Source organism: Escherichia sp. MOD1-EC6842, assembly GCF_002965705.1.
Taxonomy (GTDB): domain Bacteria; phylum Pseudomonadota; class Gammaproteobacteria; order Enterobacterales; family Enterobacteriaceae; genus Escherichia; species Escherichia ruysiae.
Map to the genome: position 1 here is coordinate 236,264 of NZ_PTRF01000003.1, position 17,704 is coordinate 253,967.

Annotated in this window: 13 protein-coding genes; 11 read left to right on the forward strand and 2 right to left on the reverse strand. The window is 51.0% G+C overall.

Going from position 1 to position 17,704, the window contains the following annotated elements; genetic code table 11:
• Positions 1-5 precede the first annotated feature (5 nt).
• The 6 genes from rlmD to queE all read left to right on the forward strand — a co-directional run bounded on the left by rlmD (position 6) and on the right by queE (position 8,532).
• Entirely contained in the window at positions 6-1,307 is a 1,302-nt protein-coding gene (gene rlmD / locus A7Z29_RS05415) for a 23S rRNA (uracil(1939)-C(5))-methyltransferase RlmD (RefSeq protein WP_105289901.1), read from the forward strand.
• Positions 1,308-1,354: 47 nt separating this feature from the next.
• Positions 1,355-3,589, forward strand: a complete 2,235-nt coding sequence (relA, locus tag A7Z29_RS05420) for a GTP diphosphokinase (RefSeq protein WP_105289902.1) — start codon at positions 1,355-1,357, stop codon at positions 3,587-3,589.
• 95 nt (positions 3,590-3,684) lie between these two features.
• Complete coding sequence (mazG, locus tag A7Z29_RS05425; RefSeq protein ID WP_001071625.1) at positions 3,685-4,476, forward strand: nucleoside triphosphate pyrophosphohydrolase; 792 nt, start codon at positions 3,685-3,687, stop codon at positions 4,474-4,476.
• A gap of 227 nt (positions 4,477-4,703) precedes the next feature.
• Positions 4,704-6,341, forward strand: coding sequence for a glutamine hydrolyzing CTP synthase (gene pyrG / locus A7Z29_RS05430; protein ID WP_000210857.1), 1,638 nt, complete (start codon positions 4,704-4,706; stop codon positions 6,339-6,341).
• Between the two features lie 87 nt (positions 6,342-6,428).
• Complete coding sequence (gene eno, locus A7Z29_RS05435; protein ID WP_000036723.1) at positions 6,429-7,727, forward strand: phosphopyruvate hydratase; 1,299 nt, start codon at positions 6,429-6,431, stop codon at positions 7,725-7,727.
• A 133-nt stretch (positions 7,728-7,860) separates the two neighbouring features.
• Positions 7,861-8,532: a 7-carboxy-7-deazaguanine synthase QueE gene (gene queE, locus A7Z29_RS05440; RefSeq protein WP_001199980.1), complete on the forward strand. Its 672-nt coding sequence runs from the start codon at positions 7,861-7,863 to the stop codon at positions 8,530-8,532.
• A 536-nt stretch (positions 8,533-9,068) separates the two neighbouring features.
• On the opposite strand, the gene A7Z29_RS05450 is transcribed toward queE, so the two are convergent.
• Positions 9,069-10,547 carry an FGGY-family carbohydrate kinase gene (locus A7Z29_RS05450; RefSeq protein WP_105289903.1) on the reverse strand — a complete coding sequence of 493 codons (1,479 nt, stop codon included), beginning with the start codon at positions 10,545-10,547 and terminating at the stop codon, positions 9,069-9,071.
• Between the two features lie 26 nt (positions 10,548-10,573).
• Positions 10,574-11,851, reverse strand: coding sequence for an MFS transporter (locus tag A7Z29_RS05455; RefSeq protein ID WP_105289904.1), 1,278 nt, complete (start codon positions 11,849-11,851; stop codon positions 10,574-10,576).
• 318 nt (positions 11,852-12,169) lie between these two features.
• Between A7Z29_RS05455 and A7Z29_RS05460 the strand changes: the two genes are divergently transcribed.
• The 5 genes from A7Z29_RS05460 (at position 12,170) to A7Z29_RS05480 (ending at position 17,522) form a co-directional block, all read left to right on the forward strand.
• Positions 12,170-12,955: an SDR family oxidoreductase gene (locus A7Z29_RS05460; protein ID WP_000021316.1), complete on the forward strand. Its 786-nt coding sequence runs from the start codon at positions 12,170-12,172 to the stop codon at positions 12,953-12,955.
• 67 nt (positions 12,956-13,022) lie between these two features.
• Positions 13,023-14,477 (forward strand): FAD-binding oxidoreductase, encoded by a 1,455-nt coding sequence (locus A7Z29_RS05465; RefSeq protein ID WP_085461096.1) that lies wholly within the window; start codon positions 13,023-13,025, stop codon positions 14,475-14,477.
• A 93-nt stretch (positions 14,478-14,570) separates the two neighbouring features.
• Positions 14,571-15,908: an MFS transporter gene (locus A7Z29_RS05470; protein WP_001098115.1), complete on the forward strand. Its 1,338-nt coding sequence runs from the start codon at positions 14,571-14,573 to the stop codon at positions 15,906-15,908.
• Complete coding sequence (locus tag A7Z29_RS05475; protein ID WP_105289905.1) at positions 15,886-16,665, forward strand: adenine nucleotide alpha hydrolase family protein; 780 nt, start codon at positions 15,886-15,888, stop codon at positions 16,663-16,665. The genes A7Z29_RS05470 and A7Z29_RS05475 overlap by 23 nt, the downstream gene beginning before the upstream one ends.
• The gene (locus tag A7Z29_RS05480) at positions 16,662-17,522 is read left to right on the forward strand and encodes an electron transfer flavoprotein subunit alpha/FixB family protein (protein WP_001017363.1); all 861 of its coding nucleotides are present in this window, start codon (positions 16,662-16,664) and stop codon (positions 17,520-17,522) included. The genes A7Z29_RS05475 and A7Z29_RS05480 overlap by 4 nt, the downstream gene beginning before the upstream one ends.
• Positions 17,523-17,704 lie beyond the last annotated feature (182 nt).

Here is a 17,704-nt window from a genome sequence, read left to right on the forward strand (position 1 = left end):
CGCCAATGGCGCAATTCTACTCTGCAAAACGACGCACGACGACGCGTCAGATCATAACCGTTTCAGTCAACGACCTCGACTCTTTTGGTCAGGGCGTGGCGCGACATAACGGCAAAACGTTATTTATCCCCGGATTATTGCCGCAGGAAAACGCGGAAGTGACTGTTACTGAAGATAAAAAACAGTATGCCCGTGCTAAAGTCGTACGGCGGTTAAGCGACAGTCCGGAACGCGAAACGCCACGCTGCCCTCATTTTGGCGTATGCGGTGGCTGTCAGCAACAACACGCCAGCGTGGATTTACAGCAGCGAAGCAAAAGCGCGGCGCTCGCCCGGTTAATGAAACACGACGTCTCTGAAGTGATCGCCGACGTCCCCTGGGGCTATCGGCGTCGTGCGCGTTTAAGTCTGAACTATCAACCTAAAACACAACAACTCCAGATGGGATTTCGCAAAGCGGGTTCCAGTGACATTGTCGATGTTAAACAATGCCCTGTTTTAGTGCCCCAACTTGAAGCATTGCTGCCCAAAGTCAGAGCATGTCTGACGAGCTTACAGGGAATGCGCCACCTTGGGCATGTTGAACTGGTGCAGGCAACCAGCGGCACGCTGATAATTTTGCGCCATACCGCACCGCTAAGTTCGGCTGATCGCGAAAAACTGGAACGCTTTTCGCATTCTGAAGGCCTGGATCTGTATCTCGCCCCCGATAGTGAGATACTCGAAACGGTCACTGGTGAGATGCCCTGGTATGACTCAAACGGGTTGCGCTTAACTTTTAGCCCGCGCGATTTTATTCAGGTCAACGCGGGTGTGAACCAGAAAATGGTGGCGCGCGCGCTGGAGTGGCTGGATGTGCAACCTGACGAGCGCGTGCTGGATCTGTTCTGCGGCATGGGCAATTTTACGCTGCCGTTAGCCACTCGTGCGGCAAACGTAGTGGGCGTAGAAGGTGTTCCGGCACTGGTGGAAAAAGGCCAGCATAATGCGCGCCTTAATGGCTTACAAAATGTGACGTTTTATCACGAAAATCTTGAAGAAGATGTCACAAAGCAGCCGTGGGCGAAAAGCGGCTTCGATAAAGTGTTGCTGGATCCGGCGCGAGCAGGTGCCGCAGGTGTTATGCAACAAATTATAAAACTGGAACCCATTCGTATAGTTTATGTATCCTGTAACCCTGCAACGCTGGCTCGGGATAGCGAAGCGTTATTAAAAGCAGGATATACCATTGCGCGGCTGGCGATGCTGGATATGTTCCCACACACGGGACATCTGGAATCGATGGTACTTTTCTCGCGCGTAAAATAGTTACGATTTGCTGATTTCGGCAGGTCTGGTCCCTAAAGGAGAGGACAATGGTTGCGGTAAGAAGTGCACATATCAATAAGGCTGGTGAATTTGATCCGCAAAAATGGATCGCAAGTTTGGGTATTACCAGCCAGAAGTCGTGTGAGTGCTTAGCCGAAACCTGGGCGTATTGTCTGCAGCAGACGCAGGGGCATCCGGATGCCAGTCTGCTATTGTGGCGTGGTGTTGAGATGGTGGAGATCCTCTCGACATTAAGTATGGACATTGACACGCTGCGGGCGGCGCTGCTGTTCCCTCTGGCGGATGCCAACGTAGTCAGCGAAGATGTGCTGCGCGAGAGCGTCGGTAAGTCGGTCGTGAATCTCATTCACGGTGTGCGTGATATGGCGGCGATCCGCCAGCTGAAAGCGACGCACACCGATTCTGTATCCTCCGAACAGGTCGATAACGTTCGCCGGATGTTATTGGCGATGGTCGATGATTTTCGCTGCGTGGTCATCAAACTGGCAGAGCGTATTGCTCATCTGCGCGAAGTAAAAGACGCGCCGGAAGATGAACGCGTACTGGCGGCAAAAGAGTGCACCAATATCTACGCGCCGCTGGCGAACCGTCTCGGGATCGGGCAACTGAAATGGGAGCTGGAAGATTACTGCTTCCGTTATCTCCACCCGACCGAATACAAACGCATTGCAAAACTGCTGCATGAACGCCGCCTCGACCGCGAACACTACATCGAAGAGTTTGTCGGTCATCTGCGCGCTGAGATGAAAGCTGAAGGCGTTAAAGCTGAAGTGTATGGTCGTCCGAAACACATCTACAGCATCTGGCGCAAAATGCAGAAAAAGAATCTCGCCTTTGATGAGCTGTTTGATGTGCGTGCAGTACGTATTGTCGCCGAGCGTTTACAGGACTGCTACGCCGCGTTGGGGATAGTGCACACTCACTATCGCCATCTGCCGGATGAGTTCGACGATTACGTCGCGAACCCGAAACCGAACGGTTATCAGTCTATTCACACCGTGGTGCTGGGGCCGGGCGGTAAAACCGTTGAGATCCAAATCCGCACCAAACAGATGCATGAAGATGCAGAACTGGGCGTTGCTGCGCACTGGAAATACAAAGAAGGCGCGGCTGCTGGCGGCGCACGTTCGGGACATGAAGACCGGATTGCCTGGCTGCGTAAACTGATTGCGTGGCAGGAAGAGATGGCCGATTCCGGCGAAATGCTCGACGAAGTACGCAGCCAGGTCTTTGACGACCGGGTGTACGTCTTTACGCCGAAAGGTGATGTGGTTGATTTACCTGCGGGATCAACGCCGCTGGACTTCGCTTACCACATCCACAGTGATGTCGGACACCGCTGCATCGGGGCAAAAATTGGCGGGCGCATCGTGCCGTTCACCTACCAGTTGCAGATGGGCGACCAGATCGAAATTATCACCCAGAAACAGCCGAACCCCAGCCGTGACTGGTTAAACCCAAACCTCGGTTACGTCACAACCAGCCGTGGGCGTTCGAAAATTCACGCCTGGTTCCGTAAACAGGATCGTGACAAAAATATTCTGGCTGGGCGGCAAATCCTTGACGACGAGCTGGAACATCTGGGGATCAGCCTGAAAGAAGCAGAAAAACACCTGCTGCCGCGTTACAACTTCAATGATGTTGATGAGTTGCTGGCGGCGATTGGCGGCGGGGATATCCGTCTCAATCAGATGGTGAACTTCCTGCAATCGCAATTTAATAAGCCGAGTGCCGAAGAGCAGGACGCCGCCGCGCTGAAGCAGCTTCAGCAAAAAAGCTATACGTCGCAAAACCGCAGTAAAGATAACGGTCGCGTGGTAGTAGAAGGTGTCGGCAACCTGATGCACCACATCGCGCGCTGCTGCCAGCCGATTCCTGGGGATGAGATTGTCGGCTTTATTACCCAGGGACGTGGTATTTCAGTACACCGCGCCGATTGCGAACAACTGGCGGAACTGCGCTCTCATGCGCCGGAACGCATTGTTGACGCGGTATGGGGCGAAAGCTACTCCGCCGGGTATTCGCTGGTGGTTCGCGTAACGGCGAACGATCGTAGCGGTCTGTTGCGTGATATCACCACCATTCTCGCCAACGAGAAGGTGAACGTACTGGGCGTTGCCAGCCGTAGCGATACCAAACAGCAACTGGCGACCATCGACATGACCATTGAGATTTATAACCTGCAGGTGCTGGGGCGCGTGCTGGGTAAGCTCAATCAGGTGCCGGACGTTATCGACGCGCGTCGGTTGCACGGGAATTAATCTTACATAGCTGGATATGGCGTCAGCCGTATCCAGCGATATCTTTTACTCGAAGGTATTACACCTGACAGACCCGCAATTTTCAGGACATTCCAATGAATCAAATCGACCGTTTGCTCACTATTATGCAGCGTCTTCGCGACCCGGATAACGGCTGCCCGTGGGATAAAGAGCAGACATTCGCCTCTATTGCACCTTATACCCTTGAAGAAACCTACGAAGTGCTGGATGCCATTGCCCGCGAAGATTTTGACGATCTGCGCGGTGAACTCGGCGATCTGCTGTTCCAGGTGGTGTTTTACGCGCAAATGGCCCAGGAAGAAGGGCGCTTTGACTTTAATGATATTTGCGCTGCGATTAGCGATAAATTAGAGCGTCGCCATCCACATGTTTTTGCCGACAGTTCTGCCGAAAACAGCAGTGAAGTGCTTGCCCGTTGGGAGCAAATCAAAACCGAAGAGCGCGCGCAGAAAGCGCAGCATTCGGCGCTGGACGATATTCCTCGTAGTTTACCGGCCTTAATGCGTGCGCAAAAAATCCAGAAACGCTGCGCCAACGTTGGCTTCGACTGGACAACACTTGGCCCCGTGGTCGATAAAGTCTACGAAGAGATCGACGAGGTGATGTACGAGGCGCGGCAGGCTGTTGTCGACCAGGCTAAACTGGAGGAAGAAATGGGTGACCTGCTGTTTGCTACGGTCAACCTGGCTCGCCATTTAGGGACAAAAGCGGAAATTGCATTGCAAAAAGCAAACGAAAAATTCGAGCGTCGTTTTCGCGAAGTGGAGCGTATTGTTGCCGCGCGTGGACTGGAAATGACAGGTGTTGACCTCGAAACAATGGAAGAAGTCTGGCAACAGGTAAAACGGCAGGAAATTGATCTCTAAGGGAATTACGCGGTCAAGCGCGATTTGTGTCATTTTTTAAATGACAAGCGATTGATTTGCGTCAAAAACATTTACCCCAAAGGGGCTATTTTCTCACTCCTGATTTCAATAGTGCGCTGGCGAAGAGGAGGGATAATGAAAGTTTGTGGCACAGGTCATGTTCGGGTATACTGCTTTCCCGTCCTGGTTATTCCATCGTCTTTTCAACCTAACTTCTCAGGTTCAGCATGACAACGAACTATATTTTTGTGACCGGCGGGGTCGTATCCTCTCTGGGTAAAGGCATTGCCGCAGCCTCCCTCGCAGCCATTCTTGAAGCCCGTGGCCTCAATGTGACCATCATGAAACTGGATCCGTACATCAACGTCGATCCAGGTACTATGAGCCCAATCCAACACGGGGAAGTGTTCGTTACTGAAGACGGCGCTGAAACCGACCTGGACCTGGGGCACTACGAGCGTTTCATTCGTACCAAAATGAGCCGCCGTAACAACTTCACCACGGGTCGTATCTACTCTGACGTTCTGCGTAAAGAACGCCGTGGCGACTACCTTGGCGCAACCGTACAGGTTATCCCGCACATTACTAACGCTATCAAAGAACGCGTTCTTGCCGGTGGCGAAGGCCACGACGTGGTTCTGGTCGAAATCGGCGGTACTGTAGGTGATATTGAATCTCTGCCGTTCCTCGAAGCGATTCGCCAGTTGGCTGTTGAAATTGGCCGCGAACATACTCTGTTTATGCACCTGACGCTGGTGCCGTACATGGCAGCGTCTGGTGAAGTCAAAACTAAACCGACTCAGCACTCTGTAAAAGAGCTGCTCTCTATCGGTATCCAGCCTGACATCCTGATTTGTCGTTCAGATCGCGCCGTACCGGCAAACGAACGTGCGAAGATTGCATTGTTCTGTAATGTTCCGGAAAAAGCGGTTATTTCTCTGAAAGACGTCGATTCCATCTATAAAATTCCGGGCCTGTTGAAATCTCAGGGGCTGGACGATTATATTTGTAAACGATTCAGCTTGAACTGCCCGGAAGCGGATCTGTCCGAATGGGAACAGGTTATCTTTGAAGAAGCGAATCCGGTGAGTGAAGTCACCATCGGTATGGTCGGTAAGTACATCGAACTGCCAGACGCTTACAAATCCGTAATTGAAGCACTGAAACACGGTGGGCTGAAGAATCGTGTCAGCGTCAACATCAAACTGATCGATTCACAAGATGTTGAAACGCGCGGTGTTGAAATCCTTAAAGGTCTGGACGCGATCCTCGTACCTGGCGGTTTCGGCTATCGTGGCGTAGAAGGCATGATTACTACCGCACGCTTTGCGCGTGAGAACAATATTCCTTATCTGGGCATTTGCCTGGGTATGCAGGTGGCGTTAATTGATTACGCTCGACATGTTGCCAACATGGAGAACGCCAACTCTACGGAATTTGTGCCAGACTGTAAGTACCCGGTTGTGGCGCTGATTACCGAGTGGCGTGATGAAAACGGCAACGTTGAAGTTCGTAGCGAGAAGAGCGATCTCGGTGGCACCATGCGTCTCGGCGCACAGCAGTGCCAGTTGGTTGACGATAGCCTGGTTCGCCAGCTGTACAATGCGCCGACAATTGTTGAGCGTCATCGTCACCGTTACGAAGTCAACAACATGCTGTTGAAACAGATTGAAGATGCAGGTCTGCGCGTTGCGGGCCGTTCCGGGGATGATCAGTTGGTCGAGATCATCGAAGTTCCGAATCACCCGTGGTTCGTGGCTTGTCAGTTCCATCCGGAGTTTACTTCTACTCCACGTGATGGCCACCCGCTGTTTGCCGGCTTTGTGAAAGCCGCCAGCGAGTTCCAGAAACGTCAGGCGAAGTAAGTAAAAAAGTTAGAACGGCAACGCGTACCCAGGGTACGCGTTGTTTGTCTGGAGTTTTAGTTTAACTAGTGACTTGAGGAAACCCTAATGTCCAAAATCGTAAAAATCATCGGTCGTGAAATCATCGACTCCCGTGGTAACCCGACTGTTGAAGCCGAAGTACACCTGGAGGGTGGTTTCGTCGGTATGGCAGCTGCTCCGTCAGGTGCTTCTACTGGTTCCCGTGAAGCACTGGAACTGCGCGATGGCGACAAATCCCGTTTCCTGGGCAAAGGCGTAACCAAAGCTGTTGCTGCGGTAAACGGCCCGATCGCTCAGGCGCTGATTGGCAAAGATGCTAAAGATCAGGCTGGCATTGACAAGATCATGATCGACCTGGACGGCACCGAAAACAAATCCAAATTCGGCGCGAACGCAATCCTGGCTGTATCTCTGGCTAACGCCAAAGCTGCTGCAGCTGCTAAAGGTATGCCGCTGTACGAGCACATCGCTGAACTGAACGGCACTCCGGGCAAATACTCTATGCCGGTTCCGATGATGAACATCATCAACGGTGGTGAGCACGCTGACAACAACGTTGATATCCAGGAATTCATGATTCAGCCGGTTGGCGCGAAAACTGTGAAAGAAGCCATCCGCATGGGTTCTGAAGTTTTCCATCACCTGGCAAAAGTTCTGAAAGCGAAAGGCATGAACACTGCTGTTGGTGACGAAGGTGGCTATGCGCCGAACCTGGGTTCCAACGCTGAAGCTCTGGCTGTTATCGCTGAAGCTGTTAAAGCTGCTGGTTATGAACTGGGCAAAGACATCACTCTGGCGATGGACTGCGCAGCTTCTGAATTCTACAAAGACGGTAAATACGTTCTGGCTGGCGAAGGCAACAAAGCGTTCACCTCTGAAGAATTTACTCACTTCCTGGAAGAACTGACCAAACAGTACCCGATCGTTTCTATCGAAGACGGTCTGGACGAATCTGACTGGGACGGTTTCGCATACCAGACCAAAGTTCTGGGCGACAAAATCCAGCTGGTTGGTGACGACCTGTTCGTAACCAACACCAAGATCCTGAAAGAAGGTATCGAAAAAGGCATCGCTAACTCCATCCTGATCAAATTCAACCAGATCGGTTCTCTGACCGAAACTCTGGCTGCAATCAAGATGGCGAAAGATGCTGGCTACACTGCAGTTATCTCTCACCGTTCTGGCGAAACTGAAGACGCTACCATCGCTGACCTGGCTGTTGGTACTGCTGCAGGCCAGATCAAAACTGGTTCTATGAGCCGTTCTGACCGCGTTGCTAAATACAACCAGCTGATTCGTATTGAAGAAGCTCTGGGCGAAAAAGCACCGTACAACGGTCGTAAAGAGATCAAAGGCCAGGCATAAGTCCGACTTAGCATCTTAATAAAAAACCCGCTTCGGCGGGTTTTTTTACGTCCATTTATAGCACAGCCGCTGCGCATGACCGGGCGGGGGAAATCTGCAATAATTAACAATTATCCACTTTACAGAGAATGCTATGCAGTACCCGATTAACGAGATGTTCCAGACCCTGCAAGGTGAGGGTTACTTTACCGGCGTCCCCGCCATTTTTATTCGTTTACAGGGATGCCCGGTCGGCTGTGCCTGGTGTGATACCAAACACACATGGGAAAAACTTGAGGATCGGGAAGTTTCTCTTTTTAGCATTTTGGCGAAAACCAAAGAGAGTGATAAGTGGGGGGCTGCGAGCAGCGAAGATTTGTTAGCGGTCATTAGTCGTCAGGGGTATACCGCGCGTCACGTGGTGATTACTGGTGGTGAACCTTGCATTCATGATTTGCTGCCATTGACTGACCTGCTAGAAAAGAACGGTTTTAGCTGCCAGATCGAAACCAGCGGCACTCATGAAGTGCGTTGCACACCGAATACCTGGGTTACCGTGTCGCCAAAGCTGAACATGCGCGGCGGCTATGAAGTGTTGTCTCAGGCGCTGGAACGAGCTAATGAAATTAAACATCCGGTTGGACGCGTACGGGATATTGAAGCACTGGATGAATTGTTGGCGACGCTGACCGATGATAAACCGCGAGTCATTGCCCTTCAGCCGATTAGTCAGAAAGAAGATGCCACGCGTTTATGTATCGATACCTGCATTGCGCGGAACTGGCGTTTGTCGATGCAAACGCATAAATATTTGAATATTGCCTGACTAAACATTTATAAGCGTTATAAATGGGTGGAACCTGTAAAAGAATTCCACTCATTTATATTCTTTGTCGCCTCTGAAAAACCTCCATTTTGCCCATCCTGGACTAATCATTGCCATTCTCTACAAATTCTGTGGCGTTAATTTTTCGCTGGAGTGAAAATTATTGCGGTGAAGTTTGGCAGATTTTAGTTTTTATAGATTTATTTTAAATATTTACCTTTTCAGTCAATGGATTAAGTGCTCTTTAACATAGTAGATGTGTTGTTTGTGTGATCCTGTAAAGTTGGTAGATTGTGACTGGCTTAAAAAATCATTAATTAATAATAGGTTATGTTTAGAGAGTTCCCCGCGTCAGCGGGGATAAACCGTTCCCGCACTCCGGGCAACGTGGTAATTCTGAGAGTTCCCCGCGTCAGCGGGGATAAACCGCCATCACCAAAAAATTGCTGCGCACGGGTAGTGAGTTCCCCGCGTCAGCGGGGATAAACCTTTCAGTAGGGTTCAGCCCGGGCAGTTTCCCGCCCGGTCTTCCTTACTTACGCATTCGACCAGCTCTGGATCGAATCCGCACTCCCCAGCTCACCATGCATCACTTCATACGATTTTTTCAAAATCACATCTGTGTGTTTGGTTAGGTCTTTGAAAATGCCTTTATTCATCGCGTCGTAGCGTTTGGCATTGCACTCAACAGGCATAAAGATATCTTTCACGCGAACCATTTTGTCGACTGCCGTTGCGTAATCCGGATACAGACCCAGACCTACCGCCGTATTGATTGCTGCTCCCAAACTTGCACAGCCGTTAATGGCGTTACGCCGTGCCGGAAGGTTGAACACGTCGGCAAAAATTTGCATAAACAGATCGCTGTTCGAACCGCCGCCAGTAATGATCACATGTTTGGCAAAGTGATTCATTTCATTACACATATTGTCGTAATTATTCTTCAGCGTCAGCGCCACGCTTTCCAGAATCGAACGATATATCCATGCGTAGTCCATGCTGGAATCAAAGCCGATCATAATCCCGCGTTTATACGGTTCCCACGGGTTGGTCAGCCAGTCCAACACCGTCATCAGTCCGTTACAACCCGGTGGTACGCAAGACGCCTTTTTGTTGAGCAAATCCTCCGGCGACAGATTCTGCGCTTTGGCATCCTGAATTAACGACTCGCCCAACATGTCGCGTAGCCAGCTCACCGTCCACATACCTTTGCGAATACCGTAACCTTCATACAGCAACGTTTGCGGAATAGAAGACATAATCGGCCAGTACGCTACCGGATCTTTCGGTAGTGCTTTGCCGTTCATCATCAGCGCGATATAGGTGCCTAATGAAATCACTGCCGTTTCATCGTCCAGTAACCCGGCACCTAGTGCTTCTACCGGTTTATCACTGGTGGTACACACTACCGGCAGTCCTGCCGGGAAATGTGTCGCCAGTGCAGCTTGGGGTGTTATATGCCCAAGCACGGTGCCCGGCATTTGCACATCAAACAGCATTTGGCGAGGGATATTAAACTTCTCCATTACCGCAGCATCTTCGCTCCATGCCCAGGTCTTATAATCCACCGGCCATTGACCAAAGTAGTTGGCGATATTGTCTTTAAACTCGCCCGTTAAACGGTGCGTCAGGTAGCCCGAAAAAGAGGTGACATACGCCACGTCAGGATTAGTGTGTTCGTAGGGACGCGTTACGCGTGCATCCTGCCAGCTAATCAACGGCGCGGCTGGCGTACCATCGGCTTTCAATAACGCACGGCAGCAACGGATTGATCCCAGACCAATGCCAACAATATCTTCTTTATTTCCGGCAAACTGGCTCATCAAATCGTGACCGGCAAAACATAATGATGCCCATAAATCATCGTCAGGATGTTCTGCGGTATCGGCATCCGGCGTGTGCATCGGCTGTAATAAGCCTTTGCCTTCGCAAACCACGTTACCTTCCAGATCGTACATCACCACTTTTGTGCTCTGACTTCCGCCATCAATCCCTATGATGTATTTTTTCGACATGATTTTTCTCCTGTAATTTTTCTGGCTTACTTGCTGTTAGCCATTGCGGGGGCGCTATCAGCAGTACGAATTTTTTGGAACAGCAAAAAGGTAAAGACGATCACCATGCCAAGCGCCGCCATGCCCATCAGCCACATGTTGCGGTAGGCTTCTGCTGCGGGCAGAGTGTCTTGCCAGTGGCCGATAATTGGGTAAACGAAGACATCCGGCAGGAATCCAATCACTGAACAAATTCCTACCGTGGTGCCCATAATGTAAGACGGCGTTCTCGCTTCGCCGGGGCAGGCCCAGTACAACCCACGTGAGGCGTAGCAGGTGAATCCCAGCAGTAAAATCAGGCCAATCCCCATCGCGACCGATTGCGGGTTAGAGTTGGTGACGAGCAGGGCAGTCAGCGCCAGTAAACCGATTACGGAAAGGATTTGGATCACGCGGGTAGGAGATTTCACTTTGCTGTAGGTGGTGATAATGCCGCCAAGCGGACCGCACAGCGCGCGGAAGATTTTGTTGATCACAATCCCCATGTAGCTCGCCGCCACCAGCGACATGCCGTACATTTCGGTCAGATAGTTGGTGGAGTAACTCAGAATGGCGTAGATGGTGAAGACGCCAAAAATCACCATGCTGCAATACCAGGTTGTGCTGATGCGCAAAACGGCCAGGATGTCGCTAAGTTGGAATGACTGTTTTTCTTCGTTATTGGTACTACGCAGGCTATTGTTATCACTAACAAAAAACCAGCACAAGATGCCCAGCAGAATGTAAACCACACTGTAGATGATAATGACCGTTTTCAGGCTGGTACTGTCATCCGGTGCGAAGCGGGAAAAGACCCACATGGTAAACACCGCCAGCGACATTACGCCGACGCCGCGCAGCCCTTCCATCCAGCCCATGATCTTCCCTTGCTCGCTATGATCGCCAAGCAATGAGGCGGCTTTTATCGATACCGACCACAGCATTAAAATCGTCGTTATCGCAAACGCGACCTGGATACAAAGCATTACCCATAATGGTGGATATGTTGCCATTATCAGGCCTAATAATCCGGTAATGATCATCGCGGAAGTAATCATTTTGCGGTGTGAAAATTTATCGGCAATAACGCCGCTGGGGGCATAAAGAATAATAGCCGCAATACCAAAGGTACTCATTATTAAACCTATCTCGGTATTGCTGAATCCCATAAATTTTGCCATGGGAATTTGGTAAATATAACGTAAATAAGCCAGATCGAAACTAACGCCGCCGCTAAAACTGATTATCGCGAGGGTTATCCAACGGCGATATGAGTTGTGTTGCATATCGTATTCCCATTTGTAATAGACAAAAAAAAGAGAAAAGTAAGCCGCCCTTTCAGGAGGATTACTTTTCTCAGGTCTCTAGTAATTGCGATAAGAAATAACATGGAAAGCAGAGGTGTTGTGTGAGAGTAATCACGATTCTACTTTTTAAAAACATTTGACAATACAAATAGCACACTGTGATTATGATCACATAAGCGATTATGTCCTTATGCTAAAAATTATTCCCAGTTACCAGAGATAATGAGAAAGGTAACTTCCCTCTCGCGGGGGAAGTTACCTTTCTTTTTTTTTGCCTTACGGAAATTGGAGCTAACTATGTCAATCGAATCTCTCAATGCGTTCTCAATGGATTTTTTCTCCCTGAAAGGTAAAACGGCAATTGTTACCGGCGGGAATAGCGGGTTAGGCCAGGCATTTGCGATGGCACTGGCAAAAGCAGGTGCAAATATCTTTATTCCAAGCTTCGTCAAAGATAATGGCGAAACGAAGGAAATTATTGAAAAACAGGGCGTTGAAGTTGATTTTATGCAGGTGGATATCACCGCAGAAGGCGCGCCACAGAAGATCATCGCCGCCTGTTGTGAGCGTTTTGGCACCGTCGATATTCTGGTCAATAACGCAGGTATTTGTAAGCTGAATAAGGTGCTGGACTTCGGTCGTGCTGACTGGGACCCGATGATTGATGTGAACCTGACAGCCGCTTTTGAGCTGAGTTACGAAGCGGCAAAAATTATGATCCCGCAAAAAAGCGGTAAAATCATTAATATCTGTTCATTGTTTTCTTACCTGGGCGGGCAATGGTCTCCAGCATATTCTGCCACTAAACACGCCCTTGCCGGATTCACCAAAGCTTATTGTGATGAACTAGGTCAATATAATATTCAGGTAAATGGTATTGCCCCTGGCTATTATGCAACAGATATTACGCTGGCGACACGCAGTAATCCAGAAACTAATCAGCGTGTTCTTGACCATATTCCGGCAAACCGTTGGGGTGATACTCAGGATTTAATGGGGGCAGCAATATTCCTCGCAAGTCCGGCTTCAAACTATGTTAATGGTCATTTGCTGGTTGTTGATGGCGGTTATTTAGTGCGCTAATCCATAACGGTGGTTTCTGTTTTTTTATTAATGACTATTCCATTTTTATTATCAGGAAGGAATTATTATGTCTTTATCTCGCGCAGCGATTGTCGACCAGCTAAAGGAAATTGTTGGTGCAGATCGCGTTATTACCGATGAAACTGTATTAAAGAAAAACAGCATTGACCGTTTTCGTAAATTTCCGGATATTCATGGTATTTATACTTTGCCTATTCCGGCAGCGGTCGTAAAACTCGGTTCCACAGAACAAGTATCCCGTGTGCTGAATTTTATGAATGCGCACAAAATTAACGGTGTGCCGCGTACCGGCGCTTCCGCCACCGAAGGTGGACTGGAAACCGTAGTGGAAAACTCGGTGGTGCTCGATGGCTCCGCCATGAATCAAATCATTAATATTGATATTGAGAATATGCAGGCGACGGCGCAATGTGGCGTTCCGCTGGAAGTGCTGGAAAACGCGTTGCGTGAAAAAGGCTACACCACGGGGCATTCTCCGCAGTCAAAACCGCTGGCACAGATGGGCGGCCTGGTGGCGACTCGCAGTATCGGACAGTTCTCCACACTCTACGGCGCTATTGAGGATATGGTCGTTGGTCTGGAAGCGGTACTGGCAGATGGCACCGTGACACGCATTAAAAACGTGCCACGCCGCGCGGCTGGCCCGGACATTCGTCACATCATCATCGGCAACGAAGGCGCACTGTGCTATATCACTGAAGTGACAGTGAAAATCTTCAAATTCACGCCAGAAAACAACCTCTTCTACGGCTATATCCTGGAAGACATGAAAACCGGCTTCGACATCCTGCGCGAAATCATGGTGGAAGGGTATCGCCCGTCGATTGCTCGTTTGTATGACGCTGAAGATGGTACGCAGCACTTCACGCATTTTGCCGACGGAAAATGTGTGCTGATCTTTATGGCTGAAGGCAATCCGCGCATCGCACAGGCCACAGGCGAAGGGATTGCGGAAATCGTTGCCCGCTACCCGCAATGCCGGCGCGTGGACAGCAAGCTGATCGAAACCTGGTTTAATCACCTGAACTGGGGACCGGATAAAGTGGCTGCCGAACGTGTGCAGATCCTCAAAACTGGCAACATGGGCTTTACCACCGAAGTGTCCGGCTGCTGGAGCTGCATTCACGAAATTTACGAAAGCGTCATCAACCGTATTCGTACCGAGTTCCCACACGCCGACGACATCACCATGCTGGGCGGTCACTCCTCTCACAGCTACCAGAACGGCACCAACATGTACTTCGTTTACGACTACAACGTTGTTGACTGTAAGCCGGAAGAGGAAATCGACAAGTACCATAATCCGCTCAACAAAATTATCTGCGAAGAAACCATTCGCCTCGGTGGTTCGATGGTGCACCACCACGGTATCGGTAAACATCGCGTTCACTGGAGCAAACTGGAACACGGCAGCGCGTGGGCATTGCTGGAAGGACTGAAAAAGCAGTTCGATCCTAACGGCATTATGAACACGGGTACTATCTATCCGATTGAAAAATAATATTCCAGGCAGCGTCCCGCGATGACGGGTCGTTGCCTTTTCGGCTTCTCAACCGGGAAGCCGTTCTTATTACCGGACAATGAAGGGGTAAAGATGAACACTTCACCGGTGCGAATGGATGATTTACCACTTAACCGTTTTCACTGTCGAATTGCTGCGCTCACTTTCGGCGCGCACCTGACCGACGGTTATGTTCTTGGCGTCATTGGTTACGCCATCATTCAGCTTACGCCTGTCATGCAACTGACGCCGTTTATGGCGGGAATGATCGGCGGCTCGGCGCTGCTTGGCCTGTTTATCGGCAGCCTGGTTCTGGGCTGGATCTCCGACCATATTGGCCGGCAAAAAATATTCACTTTCAGCTTCTTGCTGATTACGCTCGCTTCGTTTTTACAATATTTTGCCACTACGCCAGAGCATCTTATTGGGCTGCGCATTTTGATCGGCATTGGTCTGGGAGGCGACTATTCAGTAGGCCACACGTTGCTGGCAGAATTTTCCCCGCGCCGCCATCGCGGTATTTTGCTGGGGGCGTTCAGCGTGGTATGGACGGTGGGCTACGTGCTGGCAAGTCTTGCCGGACATCACTTTATTAGCGAAAGCCCGGAAGCCTGGCGCTGGCTGCTGGCTTCTGCGGCGTTGCCAGCCTTGCTGATTACGCTTTTACGCTGGGGAACGCCGGAATCGCCGCGCTGGTTGCTGCGTCAGGGACGTTTTGCAGAAGCTCACGCTATCGTACATCGCTATTTTGGTTCCCATGTTTTACTGGGCGATGAAGTCGCAACGGCGACCCATAAACACATCAGAACTTTGTTCTCTTCGCGCTACTGGCGACGCACGGTGTTTAACAGCGTGTTCTTTGTCTGCCTCGTGATCCCGTGGTTTGTGATTTACACCTGGCTGCCGACTATCGCCCAGACTATTGGTCTGGAAGATGCGCTGACTGCCAGCCTGATGCTCAATGCGTTGTTAATTGTTGGCGCGATATTAGGTTTATTCCTGACCCACCTGCTGGCACATCGAAAATTTTTACTTGGCAGTTTTCTGCTGCTGGCGGTCACGTTGATGGTGATGGCCTGTTTGCCTTCTGGCAGTTCGCTAACGTTGCTGCTTTTTGTCCTCTTCAGTACCACCATTTCGGCAGTCAGTAACCTGGTGGGCATTTTGCCTGCGGAAAGTTTTCCTACTGACATTCGCTCGTTGGGCGTTGGTTTTGCCACCGCCATGAGTCGGTTGGGGGCGGCGGTAAGTACCGGCCTGCTGCCGTGGATTCTGGCGCAGTGGGGAATGCAGGTCACCTTATTGCTCCTGGCGGCAGTGTTATTGATTGGTTTTATCGTGACCTGGCTTTGGGCGCCAGAAACCAAAGCACTCCCGCTGGTGGCGGCGGGAAATGTTGGAGGTGCAAATGAACATTCTGTTAGCGTTTAAAGCTGAACCGGATGCCGGAATGTTAGCGGAAAAAGAGTGGCAGGCGGCGGCTCAGGGGCATAGTGGGCCGGATGTTTCGTTGCTGCGAAGTTTACTCGGCGCTGATGAACAGGCCGCTGCCGCGCTACTGTTGGCGCAGAGAAAAAGTGGCACGCCGATGACTTTAACCGCGTTGAGCATGGGCGATGAACGGGCGTTGCACTGGCTGCGCTATCTCACTGCTCTTGGGTTTGAGGAAGCTGTATTACTGGAGACGACGGCAATACTGCGTTTTGCCCCGGAATTTGTCGCTCGCCATATTGCCGAATGGCAGCGCCTGAATCCGATGGATTTGATTATTACCGGCTGCCAAAGCAGCGAAGGTCAGAACGGGCAAACGCCGTTTTTGCTGGCGGAAATACTGGCCTGGCCCTGTTTCACGCAGGTGGAGCGTTTTACTCTCGACGCGCCGTTTATCACTCTCGAACAGCGTACTGAAAACGGGCTGCGTTGTTGCCGTGTCCGCTTACCTGCGGTGATTGCCGTGCGTCAGTGTGGCGAAGTGGCCTTGCCTGTACCGGGGATGCGCCAGCGTATGGCGGCGGGGAAAGCGGAGATTACCCGCGAAACTCTTGTCGCAGAAGCGCCAGTGATACAGTGCCTGCAACTGGAAAGACCGGAGCAACGGCGCGGTGCGACGCTGGTTAATGGGCAAACAGCTAAAGAAAAAGCACAAATACTGTGGCGGGATTATTTGTGCCAGAGGATGCAGCCATGAATATCGCCATCGTGACAATCAATCAGGATCATTCCGCAATGGCAGGCTGGCTGGCAGAACAGGATTTCAGCGGTTGTACACTGACGCACTGGCGAATTGAACCTCAGCCCGTAGTGGCGGAACAAGTGCTGGATGCGCTGGTGGAACAGTGGCAGCGAACGCCTGCGGAAGTTGTTCTCTTTCCGTCGGGCGCGTTTGGCGATGAACTGGCTACCCGGCTGGCCTGGCGTGTACATGGTGCCAGTATCTGCCAGGTAACTTCGTTAGATATTCCAACCGTAAGCGTGCGCAAATCCCACTGGGGAAATGCGCTGACGGCGACGCTGCAAACAGAAAAACGTCCGCTATGTCTTTCTCTGGCGCGCCAGGCTGGAGCAGCGAAAAACGCTATGCTGCCATCCGGTATGCAGCAACTAAACATTGTCCCCGGCGCACTTCCAGACTGGTTTGTTAGCATCGAAAACCTGAAAAATACTACCCGTGACCCATTAGTAGAAGCCAGACGGGTGCTGGTGGTGGGGCAGGGTGGCGAGGCTGATAGCCATGAAATCGCTATGCTGGCTGAAAAGCTGGGCGCCGAAGTGGGCTACAGTCGGGCGCGAGTGATGAACGGTGGTTTTGATGCGGAAAAAGTGATTGGAATTTCCGGGCATTTGCTGGCGCCAGAGATTTGCATTGTTGCCGGGGCGTCCGGCGCGGCAGCGTTAATGGCAGGCGTGCGTAATAGCCAGTTTGTGGTGGCTGTGAATCATGACGCCAGCGCGGCGGTATTTTCACAGGCAGATGTTGGCGTGGTAGATGACTGGAAAGCGGTACTGGAGGCGCTGGTGACAAATATTCGCGCAGAGTGCCAATAACGTACAGCCGGATGCGGTTCTGGGGCAGGGACTTGTAGGCCTGATAAGACGCGTTAGCGTCGCATCAGGCATCGCTTGTCGGATGCGGCGCAAACGCCTTATCCGACCTACATTGGTGGTTCCCGTAGGCCTGATAAGACGCGTTAGCGTCGCATCAGGCGCCGAATGCCGGATGTGGCCTA